The sequence below is a fragment of the Texcoconibacillus texcoconensis genome (assembly GCF_014202575.1).
Taxonomy (GTDB): Bacteria; Bacillota; Bacilli; order Bacillales; family Salisediminibacteriaceae; genus Texcoconibacillus; species Texcoconibacillus texcoconensis.
On record NZ_JACHHB010000015.1, the window covers coordinates 59,294 to 81,744 of the forward strand.

The window sequence follows — 22,451 nt, forward strand, 5'->3', positions numbered from 1 at the left end:
ACGTTTCGTCATTTCACTTTTCATTCCCTTCAACATATACGGTTAAACCGTATATCAGCTGTCTTTCAACGTTTCTTGTTCTACCTTTCTCTCTTCACGATTTTGCACGACAAACAAACGGCGTAGAAGAAAGAGGGCACATGCAGTGAGACCTACCGTCAAACCAATCCAATACCCATATGGGCCAAAGAAAGTATAATTAGCAAAATAATAACCAGCTGGTAACCCGAAAATCCAAAACGATACAAGAGCCGCTACAAACGGAACATTGACGTCTTTATAGCCTCGTAACACGCCTTGAATCGGCGTATTTAATGCATCGGAAAACTGGAAAAAGATCGCAAATATTAGGAATGTCTTAATGTAATCCAAAACTTCTGGATCATTTGTATATAGTTGACCTGCTGGTTCTCTCAACACGTAAATAACGACACAAGCAAAGAGCGCCAGCATAAGAGCAAATACCATGCCGATCGCTCCGTACGCTTTGGCATCAGAAATTCTTTTCGCCCCGACTTCAAAACCGACCGCAATCGTTAACGCCATCGCGATACTTAACGGAAGCATGTATAACAATGATGAAAAGTTGAGGGCTGCTTGGTGAGCTGCAATAATTTCCGTCGTAAATTGACTCATTAATAAAGTGACAGCCGAAAAAATACTCGCTTCAAAAAAGATCGTCATCCCAATCGGCAATCCTAACAAAAGGATTTCCTTCCAAGTGGATATAGAGACTTGATACAACTTTTTAAACACTTGATAAGGAGAAAACGGTCGCACATTGGCGACGTAATAATACGTAATAAACAAAATGACCCAGTACGTCACAGCAGAGGCATATCCTGCTCCTATCCCTCCTAATTCCGGAAAACCGAAACGACCAAAAATCAATGCATAGTTAAATACAAAGTTAACAGGTAGGGCCATGAGCGTAATCACCATTGTGACACGTGTCTGTCCAAGAGAATCAATAAAACAGCGCAATACTGTGTACACAAATAATGGCACAATGCCTAACGCAAGACCGATTAAATAGTGTTTGGCAACATGACGAACACTATCCTCTAAAGACATCGCCTGCAAGATCGGATCGAGCACAAAATAACCTAATATAATCACAATCGCCGCAATCGCAATCGATAAGTAGACACCTTGGATCACTGAAAACGGAACTTCTTCCGCTCGTTTGGCACCAATTTTTTGCGAAATTATCGGTGTCATTGCTAGTAACACACCCGTAACCCCTGTAAAAACTGGCATCCACAAACTTGATCCAATCGCCACGCCTGCAAGATCATCTGCACCAGCTTGTCCAGACATGGTTGTATCGATGAAGTTCATCGCAGTAAGACCGACTTGTGTGATAAGAATCGGCCACATCACGAACATAAGGAGGCGTATTTTTTCGCGCCACGTTTTCGTTTCATACATGATGTTTGCCCCCTTTCTGAGCACACGTTTCTATGAATGTTACCTTAAAACCTAAACTTCATTTATCAACCGAGATCTACTTACGGATAAAAACATACATCATCTATCCTAACGAGTTTTGTTATGAAAAACCATCTTTTTTTACACACGAAAAAACGATGACCTCATACGCGTAAAGTCATCGTTTCCCTTTCCATATTTCGGGATGTTTATTCATAATTTTGAACAGGGACATAGACCGTTTTTTCAATGATACGCTGACCTTGTTCTGACAACATCCAGTCGAGAAAACCATCGATATGTGGGTTGGCGCTCCCAGCCCAACATCTATCGGTGATCTTTTTGTTCAAAAAGAAGAGAAAATACACTAATTATCTTCTCTTCTTACAACGTGTTCTACTAATTGACTTCTTCGGTCAGCGGATGAGCTGGTAAAGGATCAGAAAACGAAAACCAATCTTGTGCCATTTCATCGTCCGTTAATAAACATTCGTCTAAATCTGCTTCAATCTCTTCTTGATTTTGTTTCACACCAATAAAAACAACCTCATTGATTCGATCGCCATATTCCTCATCCCAGTAAGCCTCCATTGCTGCTCCATCTTCAGCAAATACTTCTTGTTGCTCTTCTTCCGAAAATGAAGCCACCCATTTTCCGACCGTCTCCAACGTAAGTGATGCGCCCGCTTGGCTAACAAGTGTTACCCAATCATTTCGTGTCGCAATCCACATAAACCCTTTTGCTCTTACGACTTCCTCTGGCCATTGATGAAAAAATTGTGCAATACGTTCAGGGTGAAACGGACGTTTACGACGGTAAACAAATGAAGAGATACCATATTCCTCAGTTTCTGGCGTATGTTCCTCATTTAATTCCTTAATCCATCCTGGAGATTGGCTCACCTTTTCAAAATCAAACCGTCCTGTATTGATGATCTCAGAAGGATCGATTTGACCATGAGACGTACGAATCATCTTCGCCTCAGGTTGGAGCTTGCGTAATAATTGTTCAATTTTGTCTACGTCTTTTTCCTCTATCATATCGGTTTTATTTAAGATGAGAACATCACAACATTCTACTTGATCAACAAGCAAGTCAACAACGTCTCTTTCATCACTTTCATCAGCTGACTCCCCTCGATCAACAAGTGTTTCTCCCGACGCATAATCATGCCAAAACCGATAGGTATCAACAACTGTCACTAACGTATCTAAACGACAAACACTAGATAAATCAATACCTGTTTCTTCATCATAGTACGTAAATGTTTGTGCTACAGGCATCGGTTCACTAATACCCGTCGATTCAATCAAAATGTAATCAAACGCGCCTTCACTGACAAGACGGTTTATTTCCACGAGTAAATCTTCTCGCAACGTACAACAAATACAACCATTTGTCATTTCAACAAGCTTTTCTTCTGTTCTTAATAAGGTAGATTCATTTTTCACCATGTTTGCATCGATGTTGATTTCACTCATGTCATTGACAATGACCGCAACTTTTAATCCTTGTTTGTTATGTAGGACATGTTGCAATAGCGTTGTTTTTCCTGCACCAAGAAAACCACTTAGAACTGTTACAGGCGTTCGTTGATCATTCATTTTACATTCACCTCTCGCTTGATTAAAAAGCAATAAATCGAAATGATTACGATTTTCACCTAATTCTAGATCAACTTTCAGTACATGTCAATCACAAAATAGAAATGGGAGAAGAACATACCGCATGCTCTTCTCCCACTGTATGCTTTGCTTATAATACAGCTTCTTTCTTCGACTCAGCAACCATTTTTTTATTTACCTCAATCACCCTTTGATTGCGGCTCCCACGGTATGAAAGGGTCAAATCTTTCTCCGCTTCAATAAAAGGACCGTCAACGAGTACATCTGTTAACAATAGCAAGCGATGCACAAATGAATTCGTAGATTTTCGAAGTTCTTCTAGCGTATACCCTGTGTACACCCATACCCCTTTACCGAGGGCTTTTACTTCTGCGGCAAGCTTAGCTGCTTCCTCTGCTTGCAAAAACGGCTCGCCACCAGAAAAGGTGACATCATTTAGTGGATTAGCTGCAACTCTTTTCATCACTTCTGATAACGACCTTTCTTCGCCGTTTTCAATTGACCAACTCTCTGGATTATGGCAACCTACACACCGGTGTGGGCAGCCAGCAAAAAAAATAACCGTTCGGAGTCCCTCTCCATCAACAATAGAATCGTCTATGATCGATAACACCTTCATTGGTGTTTCACCCGTTCCTTTTCCTCTTCTTTCTTCGCACCGTTCCAACGTTTCAGATCACCAACGAGATAACCTGTAATACGGCGGATCCGCTCAAAACGAGATTCATCATCTTCACCACAGTTAGGACAATGATCATCTAACATCCCTTGATAACCACACTCTTTACAACGATCAACAGGATGATTGATCGACCCATAACCAATTTCAGAAGTCTTCATAAAGCGAACAATTTGCTCAATCGCTTGTGGATTTCCCTTCGCATTTCCATCTAGTTCAATATACGTGATGTGCCCTGCGTTACATAAAGCGTGAAACGGCGCTTCGCGACGAATTTTCTCGCTAGCTTTGATCGAAAATCCAACAGGAATGTGAAAAGAGTTCGTGTAATACGTTTTATCTGTCACACCTTGATGTACACCAAATTCATCTTGGTCCATTTTCGTAAACTTACCAGATAAACCTTCTGCAGGCGTCGCCAGCAATGTGAAGTTTACATCATGATCATCTGCTGCTTGGTCCATCTTTTCTCGCATATAACGAACAATCTCCACACCTCGCTCCCACGTCTTTTCACATTCTCCATGATGTTGGCCATACAGAGCCGTCAATGCTTCTGCTAATCCAATAAACCCGAGACTAAGCGTCCCTTGTTTCAATACATCTTTCAAACGGTCGTTTGCCCCCAACGCCTTTCCGTATTTCCACACACCTTGACGATACAAAAATTCAAATTGTCCTGCTTTCTGCTGACCTTGGTAATCTAGCCTTTCTAATAATTGTTTTTTACTGATTTCAATCGCACCATCCAGTAATTGAAAAAAACTTTTCTCATCACCTTCTGCTCGTAATGCAAGACGAACAAGATTCAATGAAGAAAAAGATAAATTCCCACGACCAACAGGCGTTTCTTCTCCATGACGGTTTCCCATCACACGCGTACGACAGCCCATATACGCGACTTCATTTTTCGGATCACCTGTTTCATATTCCTTATTAAACGTTGCGTCAAGAAAGCTGAAATTGGGAAACAGACGCTCGCTTGTCGTTTCTATCGCCAACTGAAATAAATCATAATTGGGATCACCTTCATTTGCGTTTACGCCTTCTTTCACTTTGAAAATTTGAATTGGAAAAATTGGCGTTTCTCCATTCCCGAGTCCACGTTGGGTCGCAAGTAACATTTGCCACATTAAAAGACGCCCTTCTCTTGACGTATCAGTACCATAATTAATTGAAACAAACGGAACTTGCCCCCCACCACGGGAATGCATACTGTTCGCATTATGGATAAAAGCTTCGCACGCCTGAAATACATCACGCTCGGTTTCTTTCCACGCATACTCTTCTACTTTATCTTCGGCTACTTCAAAACGCCTCATCTTCTCGACGTTTCGAACATATGTCTTGCGAACATATGGAGCTAAGTCGTAATCAAAGGTCGCATACGCTTGTCCACCATGTTGGGTGTTCTGATTGGCTTGCAATATGATCGAAGCTTGAGCAAGTGCTGACTGAATCGTTTGTGGCTCTCGTATAAATCCATGCCCAGTGTTAAATCCGAGCGCCAATAACGAACCAAGCGGAATTTGACAACACGTTGTTGTCCCTGTCGGATAATAATCTTTATCGTGAATGTATAGCACGTTTCCTTGAACAGCTTCTCGAACATCTGTACTCAATAGATACTCATCTGTATACCATTTACTTGCTTCTGAAGCAAATTTGTTCATCTTCCCGAGTGGTGACTGTCCATCAACATTTGCATTTTCTTGCAGCAGTTCTCCCTCTTCAGCAATGACACCCTCAAGTTGCTTAATTAACTCCCTAGCTTGTCCCATCTTTTCATTGTCCCCCTCAGAATCAACTATAGTTCATCAAACCCGTTATCATCGGATACTTTCGTATATTGCCTTGGTTTCTGTTCAAAAAAATCACTTTTTCCGCTGTTTACATCTTCATACACTTTGATCCAGCGCATTGGATTTTGACGATACCCCTCAAACGGACGCGCTACCCCTAATTCATTAACCCGTTTGTTCGCCATAAATTTAATGTATGCTTCAAGGTCTTCCATATCGATCCCCTCGATGCGGTCTCCAATAATATGATGAGCCCAGTTAATCTCAAGCTCTGCCGCTCGAACGAATGTCTCTTGAACAAAACGATGATTTTCATCTGTATCGAGTTCAGGGTATTCACGCATTAACTCTTTGAAAATATTCGCAAATAAAAAGACGTGTAATTGTTCATCACGGTTAATGTAATTGATCATCGTTGATGTCGAGACCATTTTTTGATTGCGGGCCAAATTGTAGAAAAACGCGAATCCTGAATAAAAGTTAAGGCCTTCTAAAATGACATCGTAAACGATCGATTCAAGAAACGTTTGTGGCGTCGGATTCTTCACAAACTTCTCGTATCCTTCGGCAATAAAATCATTTCGCTCACGTAAAACAGGATCATGTTTCCAATATTCAAAGATTTCATCTTGCTTAGCCTTTGTTGTGACACTAGATAATACATATGAATAACTTTGGTTATGAACGACTTCCTGAAATGATAAAACACTCATAAGTGCAGCAAGACTAGAATCTGTAAGATAGCGTGCGACGTGCATCGAATAATCAGTTTGAATACTATCTAAAAAGGCAAGTAACCCGATAATTTTGTTATAAGCTTCTCGTTCATGTTCTGCTAGCGTCTCGTATTGCCGAACGTCACTCGTCATATTGATTTCAAAGGGTGTCCAGAAATTCGCAAGCATATTTTTGTATAGTGGATACGCCCATGAAAAACGAACATCATCCCAATTTAAGACATTGGAACTCTCCCCTTCTATAATGCCGGTTGAGGCATTGGGTGCATTTACATCATATAATTTTCGTTCTTGCAAAGTCACGATCAATCATCCTTTCTACATGTTAGCTTGAGCAACTTTCACAGTCTTCAATTTCACTCGAAGTGGAACGCAAGTAATAGGTCGTTTTACAACCGCTTCTCCATGCATCTAAATGTAAAGCGAGCAATTCCTTCGCCTTAATCGTGTTTTCAACATACAGATTTAAACTAATCCCCTGATCAATGTGCTTTTGTCTGCGTTCGTTTTGCTTAATCGTCCAATGTTGGTCAATAGTATGCGCTGACTTGTAGTACCAAGTTGTTGTAGCGTCTAAATCAGGGGCCGCAACAGGAATACGAAAGTTTTTCTTTTCTTCGGCATACCATTTTCTATAAATCGGGTCGACCGATGCTGTTGAACCGGCAATCAAGGATGTTGATGCATTCGGTGCAACCGCCATTAAATACCCGTTTCTAATCCCATAGGCTTGTACAGAATTTTTCAACGAGATCCATTTATCACTCGTGTATGATTTACGCTCAAAATAAGCACCTGTCTGCCATTCGGATCCCTTAAATAACGGATAAGCCCCTTTTTCTTTCGCTAATTCGACACTCGCTTGAATTGTGTAGTAGGCTATTTTTTCATACAGCTCATCAGTAAACTGAACGGCTTCATCCGACTCCCACATGATTCCCGTTTTCGCAAGCAAGTGATGCCAACCAAACGTACCAAGCCCAACCGCACGATAACGCTTGTTCGTCACTGTTGCTTGTAGGACTTCAATGTTATTAATATCAATCACATTGTCGAGCATCCGCACCTGGATGTTGACCAGTCGTTGTAAAACGCCCTCGGGAACAGCTTTTCCTAAATTTATTGAGCTTAGATTACAGACAACATAATCACCTGGTGTTTTCGTGACAATGATTTCACCATCATCAACTACTTCTTCTTTCACTGTTGTCGGGCTCATATTTTGCATAATTTCCGTACATAAATTTGACCCGTAAATCATGCCCGCATGTTTATTTGGATTTTCACGATTGGCTGTATCACGATAAAACATGTACGGTGTTCCCGTTTCGAGTTGTGAAACCATGATCCGTTTAAATAGTTCGATTGCAGGCACTTCTTCTTTTGTTAACGATGGATGATAAACACATTTCTCATAAAAATCTCGGAATGTTCCTTCCCCTTTTTCCTCGTCATAAAAATCTTCAAGAGAAAAGCCCATCACTTCTCGAACTTCATGGGGATCAAACAAATACCAGTTTTCGCGAGCTTCAACTTTTTCCATAAAAAGGTCAGGTAAACATACACCTGTAAAAATATCGTGCGTTCTCTTCCGTTCATCTCCATTGTTTAGCTTCGCATCAAGAAACGAGAAAATATCTCGATGCCAAACATCCAAGTAAACGGCAATCGCCCCTTGCCTTTGCCCTAACTGATCGACACTAACGGCTGTATTGTTCAATTGCTTCATCCAAGGAAGAACACCAGAGGATGTCCCCTTATATCCTTGAATCGAAGATCCATGCGAGCGAATTTTCCCGAGATAAATCCCGATTCCACCACCACTTTTGCTAAGCGTTGCTGCATCTGTCGTACTATCAAAAATCCCACGAAGACTATCATCTATCGTATCGATAAAACAACTAGATAATTGTCCTGTTGCCTTTCCTGCATTTGTAAGCGTCGGTGTCGCTACCGTCATATACAAATTGGCTAGCGCCCAATACGCTTCCTTCACAAGACTTAATCGTTTTTCTGGCTGTTCATCTTGCATTAACGTCATCGCAATCACAAGCCACCGTTCTTGTGGAAGCTCAACGACACTGCCGTCATAAGATTTCGCTAAATAACGGTCTATCAATGTATGTAAGCCAATATATGTGAATAATAAATCATTCTCTTGATCAATAAGGCTTCCTATCTCTTCACGTTCAGCACGATTATACTTGTCGAGTAGCGCTTGATCATAAATCCCTTCAGCAACGCGCTTTTCAATATGATGAGAAAAATGCCGATACACTTCTTGGACGTCTGTTTGACGGTTTTGTGCTACCGTTTCGTATAGCTCATATAATCGATAAGCTGCTGCGACATACGTCCAATCTGGCTCTTCACTCGAGACGTTTTCTAGGGCAGTCAAAACTTTTTGCTTCCCTTCTTTATCTTCCTGCTTGTCCTGCCACTCTGCTATCGGCAAATGAGGAAAGCGCTCGGGTAAACCGTTTACTACTGATTGTTGCATGAATATTTTCATCGTTATGAACCTCCTTTGTTTTTCGTTTCAAAAGTGGATCGAGACACAAAAAAACCCCTTCCCTTCAAGGAAAGAGGTTCAACGACACGACGATATGTATAGAAAAAACACACCTAGTAAAGGGTGGTTACAACATGTACATAAGTACCCGCCTGTCGTTTCACCGTCTCGCACCCCGAAGACTTTGAAACTTCTACAACAGGCAGGTCTCCTGACTCATGCTTCCTCCTACTCTGAAGCCTTCCCGTACAAACACCCCTTTGAGTGATTTATACAGTGGCGTAACTCATTTCGTCTGCACTTACAGTTGCGGGGGCAGTTTCGGACTTTCACCGAATTCCCTTTTAAGTCTAAACAACACCTTTGTAGCAGTTTTATACCATATATTGATTTTAATTTTATCAAAACACAATATTTTGTTGATTCATAGTCTACTAAACGAGAAAAGAATTTGCAAGCAATCATTTTTTCTTATGATTTACTTCTCCCCTTTCTATTCTAGTTAATTGCTGTCATGATCAACGCTACTTGACATTTGGAAATAACTCAAATAGAATAAATTCTACAAAAACTAACGACCGTTAGTTAGCTCGTCCATACTAATTAGGAGAGGGAATTTTTTTGCATACAAACTAACGACCGTTAGTTTTCACTTAGCTATGGAGGTTGAAAATATGAAACAAACAGAGATTAAACAAGTTGCCATCCGTCTATTTTCCGAACATGGATATGAAAAAACAAGCCTTTCTGATATCGCTAATGAAGTTGGTATAAAAAAGCCATCTTTATATAATCATTTTCCAAGCAAAGAGGCCCTTTTTTTAAATATTGTAGATGACGTTTACGATGGTTTTATCAATCATTTAAAAAAAGCGATCTCATCATCTGATCGCATCTCTAACGAACAAAAGCTGAAAGCTGCGTTAACAAGTACATGTTCATTCATGTCCGAACACCATCTAGGAAAAATGTACATGAGAATGATGCTTTTCCCTCCCTCACATTTAAAAGAACTAGCTCATGAACGCTTTCTCGAGTGTGAGAAAAAAATGAATGAATTGTTTGCCCCCGTCTTCGAAAATGCCATTCAAAAACAAGAAATCGTGAATATGGATATTCAGACTTGTATCGATGGATTTTATTGTTTAATTGACGGGCTATCAGCTCATATGTTTTATTACGACCAGTCTGCAATCGACCGAAAAATTGAAGCCGTCTGGTCCGTTTATTGGGTTGGTTTATCAAAAAAAAGTAGGTGATACATCATGGTAGAAGCACTTTGGCTCTATATCACGGTGTTTGTCATGGCCGCCACGCCATGGCTAGAAATACTATTTGTCATTCCGATCGGTATTGGCTTAGGCTTACATCCAATTGGTGTTGCCATTGTCTCGTTAATAGGGAACCTCTTGCCTTTATTTTTAATTGTATATTTTATCAATAAAATATTAAACAGCCGTATGTATCAACGGTGGATGACAAAAAGGAAACAAAAAAAAGCAGCGAAGCGAACTGTTCAGTCTAGCGTAGACGGTGGAGAAGCTGTCGTTCAAAATCAATCGACAGCACGAGGAGATAAGGCAAAAGCAATTTTTGAAAAATACGGTTTACCCGGCTTAGCAATCAGCGGACCCGCCATCACAGGCATTCACTTAGCTGCGATCATCGCCCTTTCGTTAAAAGCAAATCGATCAGCCGTCATTTTCTGGATGACAGGTAGCTTAACACTTTGGACGGTTATTTTGACATATGCATCTTATCACGGTATTGATTGGATGACAGATTGGCTACAGTAACATATCACCATTGACGAATCCGGTATATACAAGAAAGAACCAGTATATACAAATTTTTCTTTTCATCCCTATTCAGGGATGAAAAGTTTTGATTTTTTTAGCCACTCTTCACTTTTCGTGAGAAGAAACCAGTAACTGATATCAAGGAAAAGTTTTTACTCCCATTTAAAAATAGGTAAACAGTCATCGCAAGTAAAGCAAGGTCAAATTCGAATCCCCCGATAAATCCAGCCTCAAGTTTCACGATAAAAATCGCTCCAACCATTAATAGTGCAAACAAAGCAGCCATAACTCTCGTTGCTACCCCAATAAGTAAAGCAAAACCACCGATTAACTCTAAAATAGCCACACCATACGCCAAACCTTCAGGTAAACCCAGTTCCGAAAACCGCTCCGTTACTTGCGGAAATCCTCCCAAAAACTTATCTAATCCATGAACAAAGAAGATTAACCCTACAACCAATCGTAAAATTAGCGCACCCAGTTGTTCATAAAAGGACATACACTCAACCCCCATTTAAGACTGTTTTCTACTTCTTAAGAAATTTACGTTAAGAAAAGTCCTAGTACAAGTTTATAGTTGTACCGATGATATATGATCATTTCGTGATGAATGAGTGATAATGTTATAGTTAGAGAAGCGCTATTAGTATCCGCTTATAATGAAATGAAACGCTTAGGTATATAATGAAAATACAAAGGAGGGGTGTTAACATGGGCAAAGATGACTCCGGTCGTCGAAATCCTCACGACTCAACTTCTAAAGAAGATCGTCATGATATCCAACGATTAGAAAAGATCGTTGAACGATTAGAAGAAACGACGACGAAATCACATTTACGTGACATTACGATGCACTTTTCTAGCAAACGAGAAGTCATTAGGATAAACCTCATTGCTGGAGTTGCCCGTGGTGTTGGTTTAACAGTTGGAACTGCCATTTTTTTAGCTTTATTATTTTTTATCATCAGTCAATCGCTTTCATTACCAATCATTGGTGAGTACATAGCTGATTTTTTAGATTTAATTGAAGCATATCGAGAAGGACCACAATATTAAGCCCAGGCGGTGGAGGGAAACAAAAAACGTATACAAAAAAGCAGGGAAATGAAGTCAATGACCTCTCATTCCCTGCCTTTACCTGTATTCATTTTCATTCTTGATTTTCTAGCGGCTCAAATATTTCGATAAGCGTTCCTTCTGGGTCACGAAAATGAGCGAAGCGAATCCCCCATGCTGGGCGATCCATTGGTTCTGTTGCAAACTCAACTTCTTGAGCTAACAACTTTTCGTACCATTGATCGACAGAGTCAACTTTAAAAATTAATGTTGCTTTATCCATCGTTTCGGCATCAAGCGGTAATTCACTCGTTCCGACGACTTCTGCCATCAGTTTTCGATCGAATATCGTAAGTGTCGAATTACCTCCTGCTTGAAAATCAGCATACAGACCGTGTTCATCTCCCCAGCGAACAGAAAAGCCTAAAATATCACTGTAAAAGCGAAAACATTCGCGAAATTTATTAACTAATAAGCGTGTATGTGTCAGTTCCATGTTTACCACCTTTAATATGACTAATTCCTTTATATGCTTCTTCCATTTTAAGTCTATTATTCTTTCTTCTCAAGTCTTAAACTTATCTTTTCCTAAGAAAAAATCATATCATCCTTTTTTCATTGTATCGATCGTTTACATAACTTGTCCATTCATTCATAAAACGATATGATACGAAATGAATTTAATATCTCTTGCGTAGATCAGAAAGACACGTGAAAGGAAGTCTCTTTATGACAGTAAACATCCGTGAAGCCTGTTACAATGATTATAACATGATCGCAACCTTAAAAGCTCAACTCCATACCTTACACGTCGAACAACGCCCTGATCTTTATATTCAAATGGAAGAGCCACTTAGCTTTGATATGTTTCAATCATGGCTAAATCATACCCGATCTACCGTACTCGTTTGCGAAGAAACATACCGTCAAAAAGTTATCGGTTATGCGCTCTTACAACGAGATAACCCTACTTCCTTTGAATCAATTAAAGCCCAAAGAACAGTCTATATACAAGAGTTCATTTTAGACGAAGCTTATCGTGGCCAACACGTTGGCGAGCAATTGTTCCAATCGATTTGTAACTATGCACAAAAATGGCGAGCCGAACGACTGGAATTATCTGTTCAAGAATTTAATCATCAGGCCATCCAATTTTACGAGGCGATGGGGATGAAAACGAAAAGTCGTAAAATGGAAATGAGGATTTCAGAAGATGACATTTGAATTCGTGTTTGATCCCATGGTTACGCAGCAGCTCTAGTTGATCCTCCTTCAAAACTTATCTGAGCATGAAGTGTGGGGAGTTCAAAAGCAGAGGAAAATTCCCTCTTCACATTTTTTATGATTCTTCTTACAATACAAATAGAACGGGATGTAGCTCAGCTTGGTAGAGCACAAGCATGGGGTGCTTGGGGTCGCAGGTTCAAATCCTGTCATCCCGACCAATGATTACATCGATGAAATCACACGATACATTTTGAGACACTTTGACGGTCATATGATGTGATGGCCGTTTTATCGTTATATCGCTTCTCTTGGGCACATTCTACTTCTTCGATGACCGTTCTTCTTCTGTTTACCCATCCTAGGGCACTATTCCCTTAAGCAAACTAAAAACCCCAGTCAAACTGAGGTTTTTTCACTAAAAAACAATTCTACGTGCGCTTCAGCGTTAAAAGGTTTGCGACTAAAAACGCGAAAAATGATAGCACCACCGGTAACACAACACTATGAAGGCCGAACGGTTCAGGCCAAACGTTATGAATAAGCGTGTAAGAACCGACACCTACAATCATCGCTGATAATGCCCCATACTTATTGCTATGCTGCCAATACAAACCGAAGATGAGTGGCCATATAAAAGCAGACTGTAAACCACCAAAAGCAAACAAGTTCAATTCTAATAACAAATCAGGTGGCGTGAGTGCAGCAGCAAAAGCCAACACACCGAGCACACTTGTGACGATATACGTCATTTGCTTCACTTTTCGTTCTTCAGCATCTGGGCGAATGTAATTAAGGTACACGTCTTTGACAAGTGCCGAGCTGATTAATAACAAAAGTGAATCTACTGTTGACATAATTGCCGCTAGTGGCGCAGCTAAAACGACACCCGCTAGCCAAGCGGGTAATACTTCCATGGCAATAAGCGGCATCACTTGGTCCACCTCTTCAACCCCTGGTAAGACAGGGCGAGCAAAAACACCGACCAAATGAATCCCTAGCATAATAAAACCGACGACAGCTGTCCCGACGATAATCCCACGGTGCATCGCTTGTGAATTTCGGTAAGACATTGCACGTACAGCGACTTGTGGTAACGCGACGACACCGACACCAACAAGAATCCAAAATGAAGACACATATGCGGCCGTGAGCGATCCATCAGCGCCATACGGTGTGACAAGATTCGGATTCTCGGCAGTCAAATCACCCATAATTTGTGTGACACCACCACCTGCGATAATTGTACCGATTAAAATGACCAAGGTACCTCCGACCATTATGACGCCTTGAATCGAATCTGTTAATACAACAGCTCTAAACCCACCGATAATCACATAAATGATCACAACAACAGCAAAGATTGTTAATGCGCTTGTGTAATTTAAATCGGTAATCGAAGCAATTAAATGGGCTCCACCAATCCATTGTGCGGTCACTGCAGCAAAAATAAATACGACAATGCTAAATGCTGAAATTAATGTAATTGCCTTACTACCATAACGTAGCCTTAAAAAATCAACGAGTGTGACCGCATCATATTTCCGTGCCATGATGGCAAATTTCTTTCCGAGAACCATAAGTACAAAATAACCTGTCGCTACTTGTGTCATCGCTAATAACGCCCAACCGAGACCTTCATTATACGCAGCACCAGCTCCACTCAAGAAACTACTCGAGCTTCCATATGTAGCAACCATCGTCATCGCTAAAATAAATCCACCAATTTCTCTACTACCAAGAAAATACTCTTGTAAAAATCGGCTTTTCTTACGCAATTTACCGGCCGACCAAAATCCAACGATAAAAATCAAAATTAAAAAGAGGACAAGTGATAAAAATACTGGCTCAATCATCTCATGTCCCCCTTTTCTTCCTCATCTTCTAGGGATACGTCGACAAATACTGTTTTGACAACAACGATAACAAGAACTAGCATGACAAGAAAACCGACAACTGCGCTATAAAAAAACCATGCAGGTAAACCGAAAACGTACGTATACTCTTCAACCGGTTTTGATCCGAGCCCATAAGCGAATCCATACCACCAAATAAAATTAATGATTGCTAAAATAACACCAATAATCGCTTCTCGGTTGGCTATTTTAAACCTTGGGTCTTGTTCTTCGATTGGATGATGTTTACTCAACAGTGCTCCCCCCCTTTCAAAATATAGACGGTTATTAATAACATTTTAGATCAATCGATTCACATTATATCGTATTGTCCAATGGTCATCGAATAAAAAATGAGTTGTATATCACAACTCATTTTAGCTATTTTCTTACACTTCCCCAAAAGCACGCTTAGCTAACTGGCGATACGTTAAATCATCTCCAGGTGGGTTATGCAACCCTGCACGAACATCACGATAATAACGCTGAAATGGTTGTGACTTTAATAAACCTTGGGCACCTACAATACGCATCGCTCGATCAACAACATCTACGGCCGCATTCGTCGCTACGGTTTTGACTGTTGCCAACTCAGGTGCTAACTGCTCACGTATTTGTTCATCCTCGTCCCAGCGCTCAGCGATATGATACATCATGTGCCGTGCTTTCATGAGTTCAACATCCATTTCCGCGATTCTTCGCCGAACATCTTCTACATCTTTGATTGGCGTGTTTAGACTAGCTGGTTGATATGTCTCAGCAAATTGAACAGCATCATTACGTGCAGCAATCGCGATCCCTAAGTAACAAGCGGGAATATGTAAAAGCCATCCTTGTGGAACGTTAGGTTGTTGACCCTTTTTCGCAACGAACGCTTCATCTGTTGCGGTGACACCTTCGAGAATCAGGTGATCACTTCTTGTCGCTCGCATACTCATCGGATTCCAAGTTTCTTCACGATAAACCCCTTCTTGATCTAAAGAAAGTAGAAATTCACCTACCTCACCAGTTTCCTCAATCGTTGCTGTCACGATGGCATAGTCCAAAGCTGGTGCCAACGAAACAAACGATTTCGTTCCATTAATATACCATTTTCCGTTATTGTATGTAGCTGTTGTTTGCGGTTTTCCACCGCGCGCTGGACTACCCGAATTTGGCTCGGTTGCTGCGCTATTAACAAGTATTTGTTTGTAAGAAACTTGATGACAAAAATCAGCGAATGTTTCTTGTCGCCATTTTCTTGTATCACGCAATTGCATGAGCGTCCCGTTATGCCACCCTAAGCATAGCGCTGTTGCTGCATCCCCTTGGGCAATCGTTTCTTGGACAAGTACAAACTCAGACAAAGTTGCACCTTCACCACCATATTCTTTAGGTACAGTAAAGGAGAGCCATTGTTGTTTGCGTAAGTCTTCAAAGTTTTCAAAAGGGAAGTTGCCTGTTTCGTCATATGTATCAGCACGTTGTTGAAACGAATGAATGTGTTGTTTCGCTTGCTCAAAAAGACGTTCTTTTTGTTCTGTTTTTAAAAAGATACCGTTGCAAGTTGTCATATGATCCCAACTTTCTCATCTTCCTTTATAGTAAAGGGTACGCGATCAAAAATCACTTGTCCACTGTCGCCTTGTAGAAAATCAGCTAGTATGTAGTCCTCCAATAGGGTGTTCGTTGGACTTCCTACAACAACCCATCTGTCATGACGTAACATTTATTTCCTTTTAAACTGACTGCCCTTTCGTTTACGCAGTTGAGCTTTTTTGTTAGCGATGCGATCACGAGCTGATTTTGTTTCTTCCTCGTTTACGGTGATATTTTTCACCTGATTGCCTTCACGTTTGATCGAAAGTAAAGCACCTTCTTTTGTGTTTTGTGGAAGCTCCTCTGTTGAAACAATCAATTCTTCCTGTTCATCACCAACTAAAAGCACGACATATTGTTCATCGACGACTCGGTCGATAACAGCCTTTTCCATCACATACACCTCTATTCAGATGATTTTCTAATCGATACGAGAGAAGTGGACTTCGTCGTTAAAGCTTAAAATATGAATAGAAACTGTTATTCTAAATCACCTTTATATTGTTCTTTTGCATAGGTCAACATATCTTTAATATCCTCTTCACGAATAAAACGGGAGACACGTTTATGTTCGTCACCTTTCACAAACAATAGTAATGTTGGTACTGAGAAAATAAGCCACTGCCCTGTTAAATCAGGGACTTCATCCATATAGACCTTTCCTATTTCGACGTCTGCATCTTTTTCTATTAATCGATCAACCATTTGTTCTACTGGTTCACATACAGTACAAGTTTTTGATTTAACAAGAACAAGTGTCATTTCATTTGTCGATATCGCTTGTTCTACGGTTATACGGTCTTTCCACGTTTTCATAAATAGCACCTCTTCCTTTTTATGCTTTTCTACTATCTAGATCATTATATAATTCCTAGAACCTCTAAAACCGTTCGCTTTTATATAGGGGACTTCTCATGATTTTCGTATTTTATACGAAATCGAATATATTTATGTAAGTTTAAACATGGTATGCTGTGCTTAGTATACAAAATAAGAGATGGTCGTCCCTACCCATCTTATCAACGAAAATGAAAGCAAGGTACCAGCTTACTGTCCTAAAAGACGTGAATGTACTGGTACCCGTGCTTGTGAATAAAAACGTTTTCGATATTCTCAAATAGGAGTGAAAGACATGTCTAACGATCTAGAAAAAAGCTTAGCTGCACTTTGTCACAGTTTTGCACTCATCCCTTTCCCGCCTTTAACAATTATGATGACAGGTGCATTTTGGTTTATCATGCGATCCAAATCACAGTTAATCAACGAAAGTGGTCGAAAAGCGCTTGATTTCCAAATGAGCATCCTTTTTTATATCGTCGTACTATGGGGATTAGGTACATTTCAAATCATCCCACCGGAAATTAGCGCTGTGTTTCTATTAGGAATTGCCTTGGTGTATATCTTTTACGTGATTTCTGTCATCTTTGCTGTAACATTTACCATTGTCGGCAAGCCTTTTAATTATAAGTTTTCCTTTAAACTGTTAACTTCTGAAAACAGCTGGATCTAATCTGCTTACATCGATTCAATTGTAATCCGGCTACCGTTGCCTCCTGGTGTCGGTGGTGTGACGATACATTTTTTCGGAAGACGAGCTTTTAGTTCTGGTACGTGACTAATCACGCCGACGGATAAATGATTCGTTTGTAATTTTTCTAACGCAGTCACGACCGTGTCTAAAAGCTCCTGGTCTAACGTACCGAATCCTTCATCTAAGAAGAAAAATTCTAACGGATACTGACCTTGTAACTGGATCGATTGTGATAATGCAAGGGCTAACGCAAGGGATGTGAGGAATGTTTCCCCACCTGAGAGCGTCGAAACCGGACGTCGTACGCCACCATTGGCGTCATCACGAATAATAAAGCCGCTATTTGAATCTACCTCGATGGCATATCGACCTCTTGTTAATGCGTGTAAACGTTCAGATGCTTGTCTTGCAACAAAAATGAGCTGTTCTTCAGCGACAAATTCAACAAATGCTTTTCCTCGAAACACTTGGTCGAGCTTTTGATACTGATCATATGCTTTCACGAGCGCTTCTCTCGATTGTTCCAATTCGTTATAGCGGTCGTGTTTTTCTTTGCGATCGTTGGCAATTTCTTTCGCGCGGCCGCGCTCTTCTTGCAATTGTTCGACCGCTTGCTTTTGCTCACCGATCACATACTTGATTTGGGCAATCTCTTCTTCTGATACATTTTGCTCCGCTACAACGTCCTTTAGTTCTTGCTGTTTTTTCATATAACTGTTTTTCTCTTCAGCATATTCAGCAATCGCTTTTTCATATTGTTCATGCTCTGTACCTGTCAGAAGCGACTCAGTGAGGTCTTCGGTTGTCGCAAACGGCGAATCTTCTCGATACGCTTCCCATTGTTTTTCAGCCTCTTGAAAGCGCTTGTCGGCTTCATGATTTGCTTGCTTCGCAAGAGCAAATTGTTGTTGAACACCTTGCCACGTATTAAATAATTCATCATAAACACGTTTCGTTTCAATATATTGTTCATCAATAAACGTGAGACGCTTTTCAATTTCAATTAAGCGCTGATCGACATCTGCTCCCTTAGCAAGCGCCTCCCATTCTTGTTTCAATTCATCTGCGCGCGCAACTTTTGCTTTCCGATCCGAACTTTTCGTTGCGATATCAACCCTTAGTTGGCTTTCTTGTTCTTGCAGATCACGTAACACCTTATCTTGTTCATCGATATAAGGGGTGCTATTTTCGATGCGTTCTCGAAGTTTATGAACCGCTTCTTCGCGTGCTTTCACCTCTTGTCGTTGCTCATCAATCGCCTCGAGTTTAAATGAAGGAAATTGCTCTTGCCACGACTGTTTTAACAAACGAAGGTTGTTCATTTCTTCATCATAGCGTTGTTGTTGCTCATCGATCGTTTTAGCAGATGATTGACGCTCAATTTGGATTTGATAAAGCGCCTGTTTCTCTTCTTGAATTGCTTTTAACTCGTTTTGAACGATGCGATGCAAGTCTTCGATCGCATCTGCTTCCTTATCCACTTTCACAAACCATCTCTGCCACGCTTCTTCGGAATGGTCTTTTTCTTCCGTTTTCGGTAGCGAAGGCTCTATAGATTCACTTTCCTCTTCTACCGTTGCTGCATATTGAACAGTCGATCCTTCATCATTGCACACTTCTGTCAATTGATTAGATAATTGCTGCAACTTCCATTGTTGTTGCTGAATGTTCATTTTCCCTTTTTGGATGCGATCTTGCCATTGTTGCACTTTGCGTTCATCGAGATGATTTTCTACTGATTGATCACTGTCTTCAGTATGTTCAGATACAGGATTCGGGTGTTCGGTTGATCCACAAACGGGACATGGATCTCCTGTTTCTAAGTGTGCTGCAAGTTGACGTGCCAATTCGAGACGGGTTGATTGTTCACGCGCCTCTCTAGCCGCTTCAATACGATCTTGCAAATACGTTTGCATCTCCTCTAACTGGCGCTCTTCTTCGCAAACTCGTTCATACCATGTGTGAACGGCTTGTAAACGTTTCTGCAATTGTTGTTGCCCTTGCTCAACGTTTACATTTTTCGTGTTTTCTTTTTCTTCGATGGCTTTTAACGCTTCAGAGGATTTTTCACATTCGTTTTTTCGTTCATTTACTCGTTCTTCGACACGAACGATTTTTTGTTTTTCATCATAAGCCTCGTAAACCTGTTTTCCTTGTTCACGTTGAGCCTCAAGAGTTTGTAACTCTGTTTTTAGCTCTTGCTGTTTATCGGTGTATTTCTTCTTTTTCTGCTCGGCTAGGTTTTGATTTTCGGCGATTGTTTGCCGCTGCTTTTCGTGATCATCCAGCTGTTTGTCGAGCTGATTGATCTCATCTCGCACAACCTGCTCGCGCTCTTTCGCTTTTTTTGCTTCTTGTAATTTCGATTGTTCTTGTTCCAGTTGCGGCTTCTCTTCTTGGGCAATCTTATCCGTTTTTTCGAAGGCGAGTCGCGCTTCTTCCTCTTTCTTTTTCGTGTCTTCGTATTGTTTGGATGCTTGTTGAAGCTCAGCCGTTTTCTTCTCGACATCTTGTTTGGCGTTTTTGTACGCTTCAGCATATGGTTGCAAATGGCGAGCTTTTTTTGCTTTTTCTAAAACCCATTGCCATCTTTCAACCTCTTTTTCTTTTTCCGCCATTTGACGTAAGTGCGATTCCACCTGCAATAATTCTTGTTGTTTATCAAAAAGGTTTTTCTTCGTATCATAGTCCTTTTCATAGTTGGCAAGCGTTTGTTGTGCTTTTTCACGTGCTTCATCAAGCTCAACGACTCGTTTTTCGGCTTCTTCAACCGCTTCTTTTGATGCATCGCCTAGTCCGTTCATTTCCGCTTCAATTTCTTTTTTCCGTGAATCCGTATCGCGTAGACGGCGCTTTACTCGTTGAATGAGTTCGTCACCATATCTCTCTAAACGGAATAAACGCTGGAGCATTTGACGACGGTCTGAACCTTTTAATGACAAAAACTCAGCGAATTTCCCTTGTGGTAATACGACAGCGCGCGTGAAGTCTTCAATGGATAAGCCGAGTAATTCCTGGACGGCGCGATTAACATCACCTGCTTTATCAGCAAGCACGTTTTTCTCGCCTGTAACATCGATTAAACGAGAAGTTGCGGTTTTTAGTGACACTTCTTTCGTTCGCTTAAGCGACCGTTCCACTTGATATTCTGTATCGCCAAGCGCGAATGTAAACGAAACGTAAAGAGCGTCTTCGGCGTGGTTTAAGATCCCTTGTGTGTTGTTCGGTGCGCGCTCGACTTTCCCGTATAATGCGAGCGTCATCGCATCAAGAAGCGATGATTTCCCACTTCCTGTCGGACCGAAAATACCGAACACGCCTCCTTCACAAAGAGATGTAAAGTCGACCGTTTGTCGTTCACGAAAACTGTGTAGTCCACCGACTGTTAATGATATCGGACGCATTTAATCCCCCTCCTCCGTTTCAGTTTCGTTCACAATGTCGAGAAAGAGATCAACGAGTTCGTCTTCCGGTTTACTGCCACCTGTTTGACGGGAATAAAACTGCCGAAACAATTCATCGATTGGTACGTCTCGTGATGATACGACTTTTTCACGTGTTTCATCTTCAGGGAACACAGGGCGAATCGTGACAATACCAGGGTAAGCTTTTCGAAGTTGGTGAATGTCTTCCATCGATGGTGAATGATCTGTATGCAATTCGATATCGATCCAAGCTTGTTTGTCACGTCCTTCATCCATCCATTGATGAATTTGTGGTAACCCGTCTGTTGCCTTCCAACGTACCAGTGGAAACCCACTTGAAAGAGGGATATCTTTCGTTTCAGCAGGTTTTCCTGGTTCGACATCGACAATCGTTACAGATTTACTATAACCAGCCTCCGAAAAGCTAAATGCAAGCGGTGATCCTGAGTAGCGCGTTGGCGTTGGGGCATGCTTGACTTCTTGTGGACGGTGCAAGTGGCCGAGCGCGACATACTGCACATTTTCTGGCATGCTCGTCGCGCGTACAGTATACGTGCCCCCTACTTCAATCGGTCGTTCTGATTCTGTTGCTTTACCACCTGCAACGAACAAATGACTCATCGCTACGTTCACTTCTTTTTCTGAAAACGAAGCAGACATTTGCTGAAACATGCGCCGGACTCGTTCGTCATACGCTTCTAAAATTAACTCTTCTTCACCTTGATCAGAAAGACACTCATTTAAACGAGATTCAGACGGATAAGCGAGTGGTGCCACATTTAACACCGTATCTTTCGCCCGTATCGGAATACGAACGGGCGTCAAACTCGGTGTCCCGACAATCGTAATTTCTTGCGCTTCCGCTAATTTTTGCGCAGCTGCTAAACGATCGGGGTGATCATGGTTCCCGCTTATAATCACAATCGGACGCTTACCTCCCTCAGATAGTCGAGCTAAGCTTTCGTAAAATAAGGCTTCGGATGCAGCAGGTGGGTTGACAGAGTCGTAAATATCACCTGCAATTAACACCGCGTCTACGTCTTCATCACGTGCAATCGTCACGAGTTCATCAATAAATGCCTCATGTTCTGGCAAACGGTCGCGACCTTCTAACGTGCGACCTAAATGCCAATCTGCGGTATGAAGTAATCTCACC

Annotated in this window: 20 protein-coding genes, 1 tRNA gene and 1 riboswitch; of the genes, 6 read left to right on the top strand and 15 right to left on the bottom strand. The window is 41.1% G+C overall.

Annotated elements, in window-relative coordinates:
- Positions 1-54: 54 nt before the first annotated feature.
- The 6 genes from HNQ41_RS14170 to HNQ41_RS14195 all read right to left on the bottom strand — a co-directional run bounded on the left by HNQ41_RS14170 (position 55) and on the right by HNQ41_RS14195 (position 8,787).
- Positions 55-1,431, bottom strand: a complete 1,377-nt coding sequence (locus HNQ41_RS14170; RefSeq protein WP_184665093.1) for an MATE family efflux transporter — start codon at positions 1,429-1,431, stop codon at positions 55-57.
- Positions 1,432-1,830: 399 nt separating this feature from the next.
- Positions 1,831-3,036 (bottom strand): GTP-binding protein, encoded by a 1,206-nt coding sequence (locus tag HNQ41_RS14175; protein WP_184665094.1) that lies wholly within the window; start codon positions 3,034-3,036, stop codon positions 1,831-1,833.
- Positions 3,037-3,187: 151 nt separating this feature from the next.
- A complete protein-coding gene (gene nrdG, locus HNQ41_RS14180; RefSeq protein WP_184665095.1) occupies positions 3,188-3,676 on the bottom strand; it encodes an anaerobic ribonucleoside-triphosphate reductase activating protein in 489 nt (162 codons plus the stop codon).
- Entirely contained in the window at positions 3,673-5,517 is a 1,845-nt protein-coding gene (locus HNQ41_RS14185) for an anaerobic ribonucleoside triphosphate reductase (protein WP_184665096.1), read from the bottom strand. The genes nrdG and HNQ41_RS14185 overlap by 4 nt, the downstream gene beginning before the upstream one ends.
- Before the next feature lie 26 nt (positions 5,518-5,543).
- A complete protein-coding gene (locus HNQ41_RS14190; RefSeq protein ID WP_184665118.1) occupies positions 5,544-6,581 on the bottom strand; it encodes a ribonucleotide-diphosphate reductase subunit beta in 1,038 nt (345 codons plus the stop codon).
- A 19-nt stretch (positions 6,582-6,600) separates the two neighbouring features.
- Positions 6,601-8,787, bottom strand: a complete 2,187-nt coding sequence (locus HNQ41_RS14195) for a ribonucleoside-diphosphate reductase subunit alpha (protein WP_184665097.1) — start codon at positions 8,785-8,787, stop codon at positions 6,601-6,603.
- A gap of 183 nt (positions 8,788-8,970) precedes the next feature.
- Positions 8,971-9,167, bottom strand: a riboswitch (cobalamin riboswitch).
- A 294-nt stretch (positions 9,168-9,461) separates the two neighbouring features.
- Between HNQ41_RS14195 and HNQ41_RS14200 the strand changes: the two genes are divergently transcribed.
- On the top strand, positions 9,462-10,046 hold the full coding sequence (locus tag HNQ41_RS14200) for a TetR/AcrR family transcriptional regulator (protein WP_184665098.1): 585 nt from the start codon (positions 9,462-9,464) through the stop codon (positions 10,044-10,046).
- A gap of 6 nt (positions 10,047-10,052) precedes the next feature.
- Positions 10,053-10,583, top strand: a complete 531-nt coding sequence (locus HNQ41_RS14205; RefSeq protein ID WP_184665099.1) for a small multi-drug export protein — start codon at positions 10,053-10,055, stop codon at positions 10,581-10,583.
- A 97-nt stretch (positions 10,584-10,680) separates the two neighbouring features.
- On the opposite strand, the gene HNQ41_RS14210 is transcribed toward HNQ41_RS14205, so the two are convergent.
- Positions 10,681-11,085 (bottom strand): DoxX family protein, encoded by a 405-nt coding sequence (locus tag HNQ41_RS14210; protein WP_184665100.1) that lies wholly within the window; start codon positions 11,083-11,085, stop codon positions 10,681-10,683.
- A 212-nt stretch (positions 11,086-11,297) separates the two neighbouring features.
- Here HNQ41_RS14210 and HNQ41_RS14215 point away from each other — a divergent pair, with 212 nt between their 5' ends.
- Positions 11,298-11,642, top strand: coding sequence for a DUF5665 domain-containing protein (locus HNQ41_RS14215; protein ID WP_184665101.1), 345 nt, complete (start codon positions 11,298-11,300; stop codon positions 11,640-11,642).
- Between the two features lie 94 nt (positions 11,643-11,736).
- Here the strand turns inward: HNQ41_RS14215 and HNQ41_RS14220 are convergent, their stop codons facing one another.
- Positions 11,737-12,138: a VOC family protein gene (locus tag HNQ41_RS14220; protein ID WP_184665102.1), complete on the bottom strand. Its 402-nt coding sequence runs from the start codon at positions 12,136-12,138 to the stop codon at positions 11,737-11,739.
- A 233-nt stretch (positions 12,139-12,371) separates the two neighbouring features.
- Between HNQ41_RS14220 and HNQ41_RS14225 the strand changes: the two genes are divergently transcribed.
- Both HNQ41_RS14225 and HNQ41_RS14230 read left to right on the top strand, forming a co-directional pair.
- Positions 12,372-12,866, top strand: coding sequence for a GNAT family N-acetyltransferase (locus tag HNQ41_RS14225; protein WP_184665103.1), 495 nt, complete (start codon positions 12,372-12,374; stop codon positions 12,864-12,866).
- A 144-nt stretch (positions 12,867-13,010) separates the two neighbouring features.
- Positions 13,011-13,087, top strand: a tRNA-Pro gene (locus HNQ41_RS14230).
- A gap of 210 nt (positions 13,088-13,297) precedes the next feature.
- Here the strand turns inward: HNQ41_RS14230 and panF are convergent.
- From panF to HNQ41_RS14255, 5 genes are all read right to left on the bottom strand, one after another.
- Positions 13,298-14,722 (bottom strand): sodium/pantothenate symporter, encoded by a 1,425-nt coding sequence (gene panF, locus HNQ41_RS14235; RefSeq protein WP_184665104.1) that lies wholly within the window; start codon positions 14,720-14,722, stop codon positions 13,298-13,300.
- A complete protein-coding gene (locus HNQ41_RS14240) occupies positions 14,719-14,997 on the bottom strand; it encodes a DUF997 family protein (RefSeq protein WP_184665119.1) in 279 nt (92 codons plus the stop codon). Before HNQ41_RS14240 ends, panF begins: the two co-directional genes overlap by 4 nt.
- Positions 14,998-15,150: 153 nt before the next feature.
- Positions 15,151-16,314, bottom strand: coding sequence for an acyl-CoA dehydrogenase family protein (locus HNQ41_RS14245; protein ID WP_184665105.1), 1,164 nt, complete (start codon positions 16,312-16,314; stop codon positions 15,151-15,153).
- Positions 16,315-16,469: 155 nt separating this feature from the next.
- Positions 16,470-16,733, bottom strand: coding sequence for a DUF3006 domain-containing protein (locus tag HNQ41_RS14250; protein WP_184665106.1), 264 nt, complete (start codon positions 16,731-16,733; stop codon positions 16,470-16,472).
- A gap of 86 nt (positions 16,734-16,819) precedes the next feature.
- Positions 16,820-17,155, bottom strand: a complete 336-nt coding sequence (locus tag HNQ41_RS14255) for a thioredoxin family protein (protein ID WP_184665107.1) — start codon at positions 17,153-17,155, stop codon at positions 16,820-16,822.
- Between the two features lie 316 nt (positions 17,156-17,471).
- Here HNQ41_RS14255 and HNQ41_RS14260 point away from each other — a divergent pair, with 316 nt between their 5' ends.
- Positions 17,472-17,849 (top strand): DUF4870 domain-containing protein, encoded by a 378-nt coding sequence (locus HNQ41_RS14260; RefSeq protein ID WP_184665108.1) that lies wholly within the window; start codon positions 17,472-17,474, stop codon positions 17,847-17,849.
- Between the two features lie 5 nt (positions 17,850-17,854).
- On the opposite strand, the gene HNQ41_RS14265 is transcribed toward HNQ41_RS14260, so the two are convergent.
- The gene (locus tag HNQ41_RS14265; protein ID WP_184665109.1) at positions 17,855-21,274 is read right to left on the bottom strand and encodes an AAA family ATPase; all 3,420 of its coding nucleotides are present in this window, start codon (positions 21,272-21,274) and stop codon (positions 17,855-17,857) included.
- The gene (locus HNQ41_RS14270; protein ID WP_184665110.1) at positions 21,275-22,450 is read right to left on the bottom strand and encodes an exonuclease SbcCD subunit D C-terminal domain-containing protein; all 1,176 of its coding nucleotides are present in this window, start codon (positions 22,448-22,450) and stop codon (positions 21,275-21,277) included. It lies immediately after the preceding gene.
- Between the last annotated feature and the right edge of the window lies 1 nt (position 22,451).

Coding starts and splice junctions, on each gene's coding strand:
- HNQ41_RS14170 (WP_184665093.1), bottom strand. CDS start 1,431: ATGTATGAAACGAAAACGTGGCGCGAAAAAATACGCCTCCTTATGTTC.
- HNQ41_RS14175 (WP_184665094.1), bottom strand. CDS start 3,036: ATGAATGATCAACGAACGCCTGTAACAGTTCTAAGTGGTTTTCTTGGT.
- nrdG (WP_184665095.1), bottom strand. CDS start 3,676: ATGAAGGTGTTATCGATCATAGACGATTCTATTGTTGATGGAGAGGGA.
- HNQ41_RS14185 (WP_184665096.1), bottom strand. CDS start 5,517: ATGGGACAAGCTAGGGAGTTAATTAAGCAACTTGAGGGTGTCATTGCT.
- HNQ41_RS14195 (WP_184665097.1), bottom strand. CDS start 8,787: ATGAAAATATTCATGCAACAATCAGTAGTAAACGGTTTACCCGAGCGC.
- HNQ41_RS14200 (WP_184665098.1), top strand. CDS start 9,462: ATGAAACAAACAGAGATTAAACAAGTTGCCATCCGTCTATTTTCCGAA.
- HNQ41_RS14205 (WP_184665099.1), top strand. CDS start 10,053: ATGGTAGAAGCACTTTGGCTCTATATCACGGTGTTTGTCATGGCCGCC.
- HNQ41_RS14210 (WP_184665100.1), bottom strand. CDS start 11,085: ATGTCCTTTTATGAACAACTGGGTGCGCTAATTTTACGATTGGTTGTA.
- HNQ41_RS14215 (WP_184665101.1), top strand. CDS start 11,298: ATGGGCAAAGATGACTCCGGTCGTCGAAATCCTCACGACTCAACTTCT.
- HNQ41_RS14220 (WP_184665102.1), bottom strand. CDS start 12,138: ATGGAACTGACACATACACGCTTATTAGTTAATAAATTTCGCGAATGT.
- HNQ41_RS14225 (WP_184665103.1), top strand. CDS start 12,372: ATGACAGTAAACATCCGTGAAGCCTGTTACAATGATTATAACATGATC.
- panF (WP_184665104.1), bottom strand. CDS start 14,722: ATGATTGAGCCAGTATTTTTATCACTTGTCCTCTTTTTAATTTTGATT.
- HNQ41_RS14245 (WP_184665105.1), bottom strand. CDS start 16,314: ATGACAACTTGCAACGGTATCTTTTTAAAAACAGAACAAAAAGAACGT.
- HNQ41_RS14250 (WP_184665106.1), bottom strand. CDS start 16,733: ATGGAAAAGGCTGTTATCGACCGAGTCGTCGATGAACAATATGTCGTG.
- HNQ41_RS14255 (WP_184665107.1), bottom strand. CDS start 17,155: ATGAAAACGTGGAAAGACCGTATAACCGTAGAACAAGCGATATCGACA.
- HNQ41_RS14260 (WP_184665108.1), top strand. CDS start 17,472: ATGTCTAACGATCTAGAAAAAAGCTTAGCTGCACTTTGTCACAGTTTT.
- HNQ41_RS14265 (WP_184665109.1), bottom strand. CDS start 21,274: ATGCGTCCGATATCATTAACAGTCGGTGGACTACACAGTTTTCGTGAA.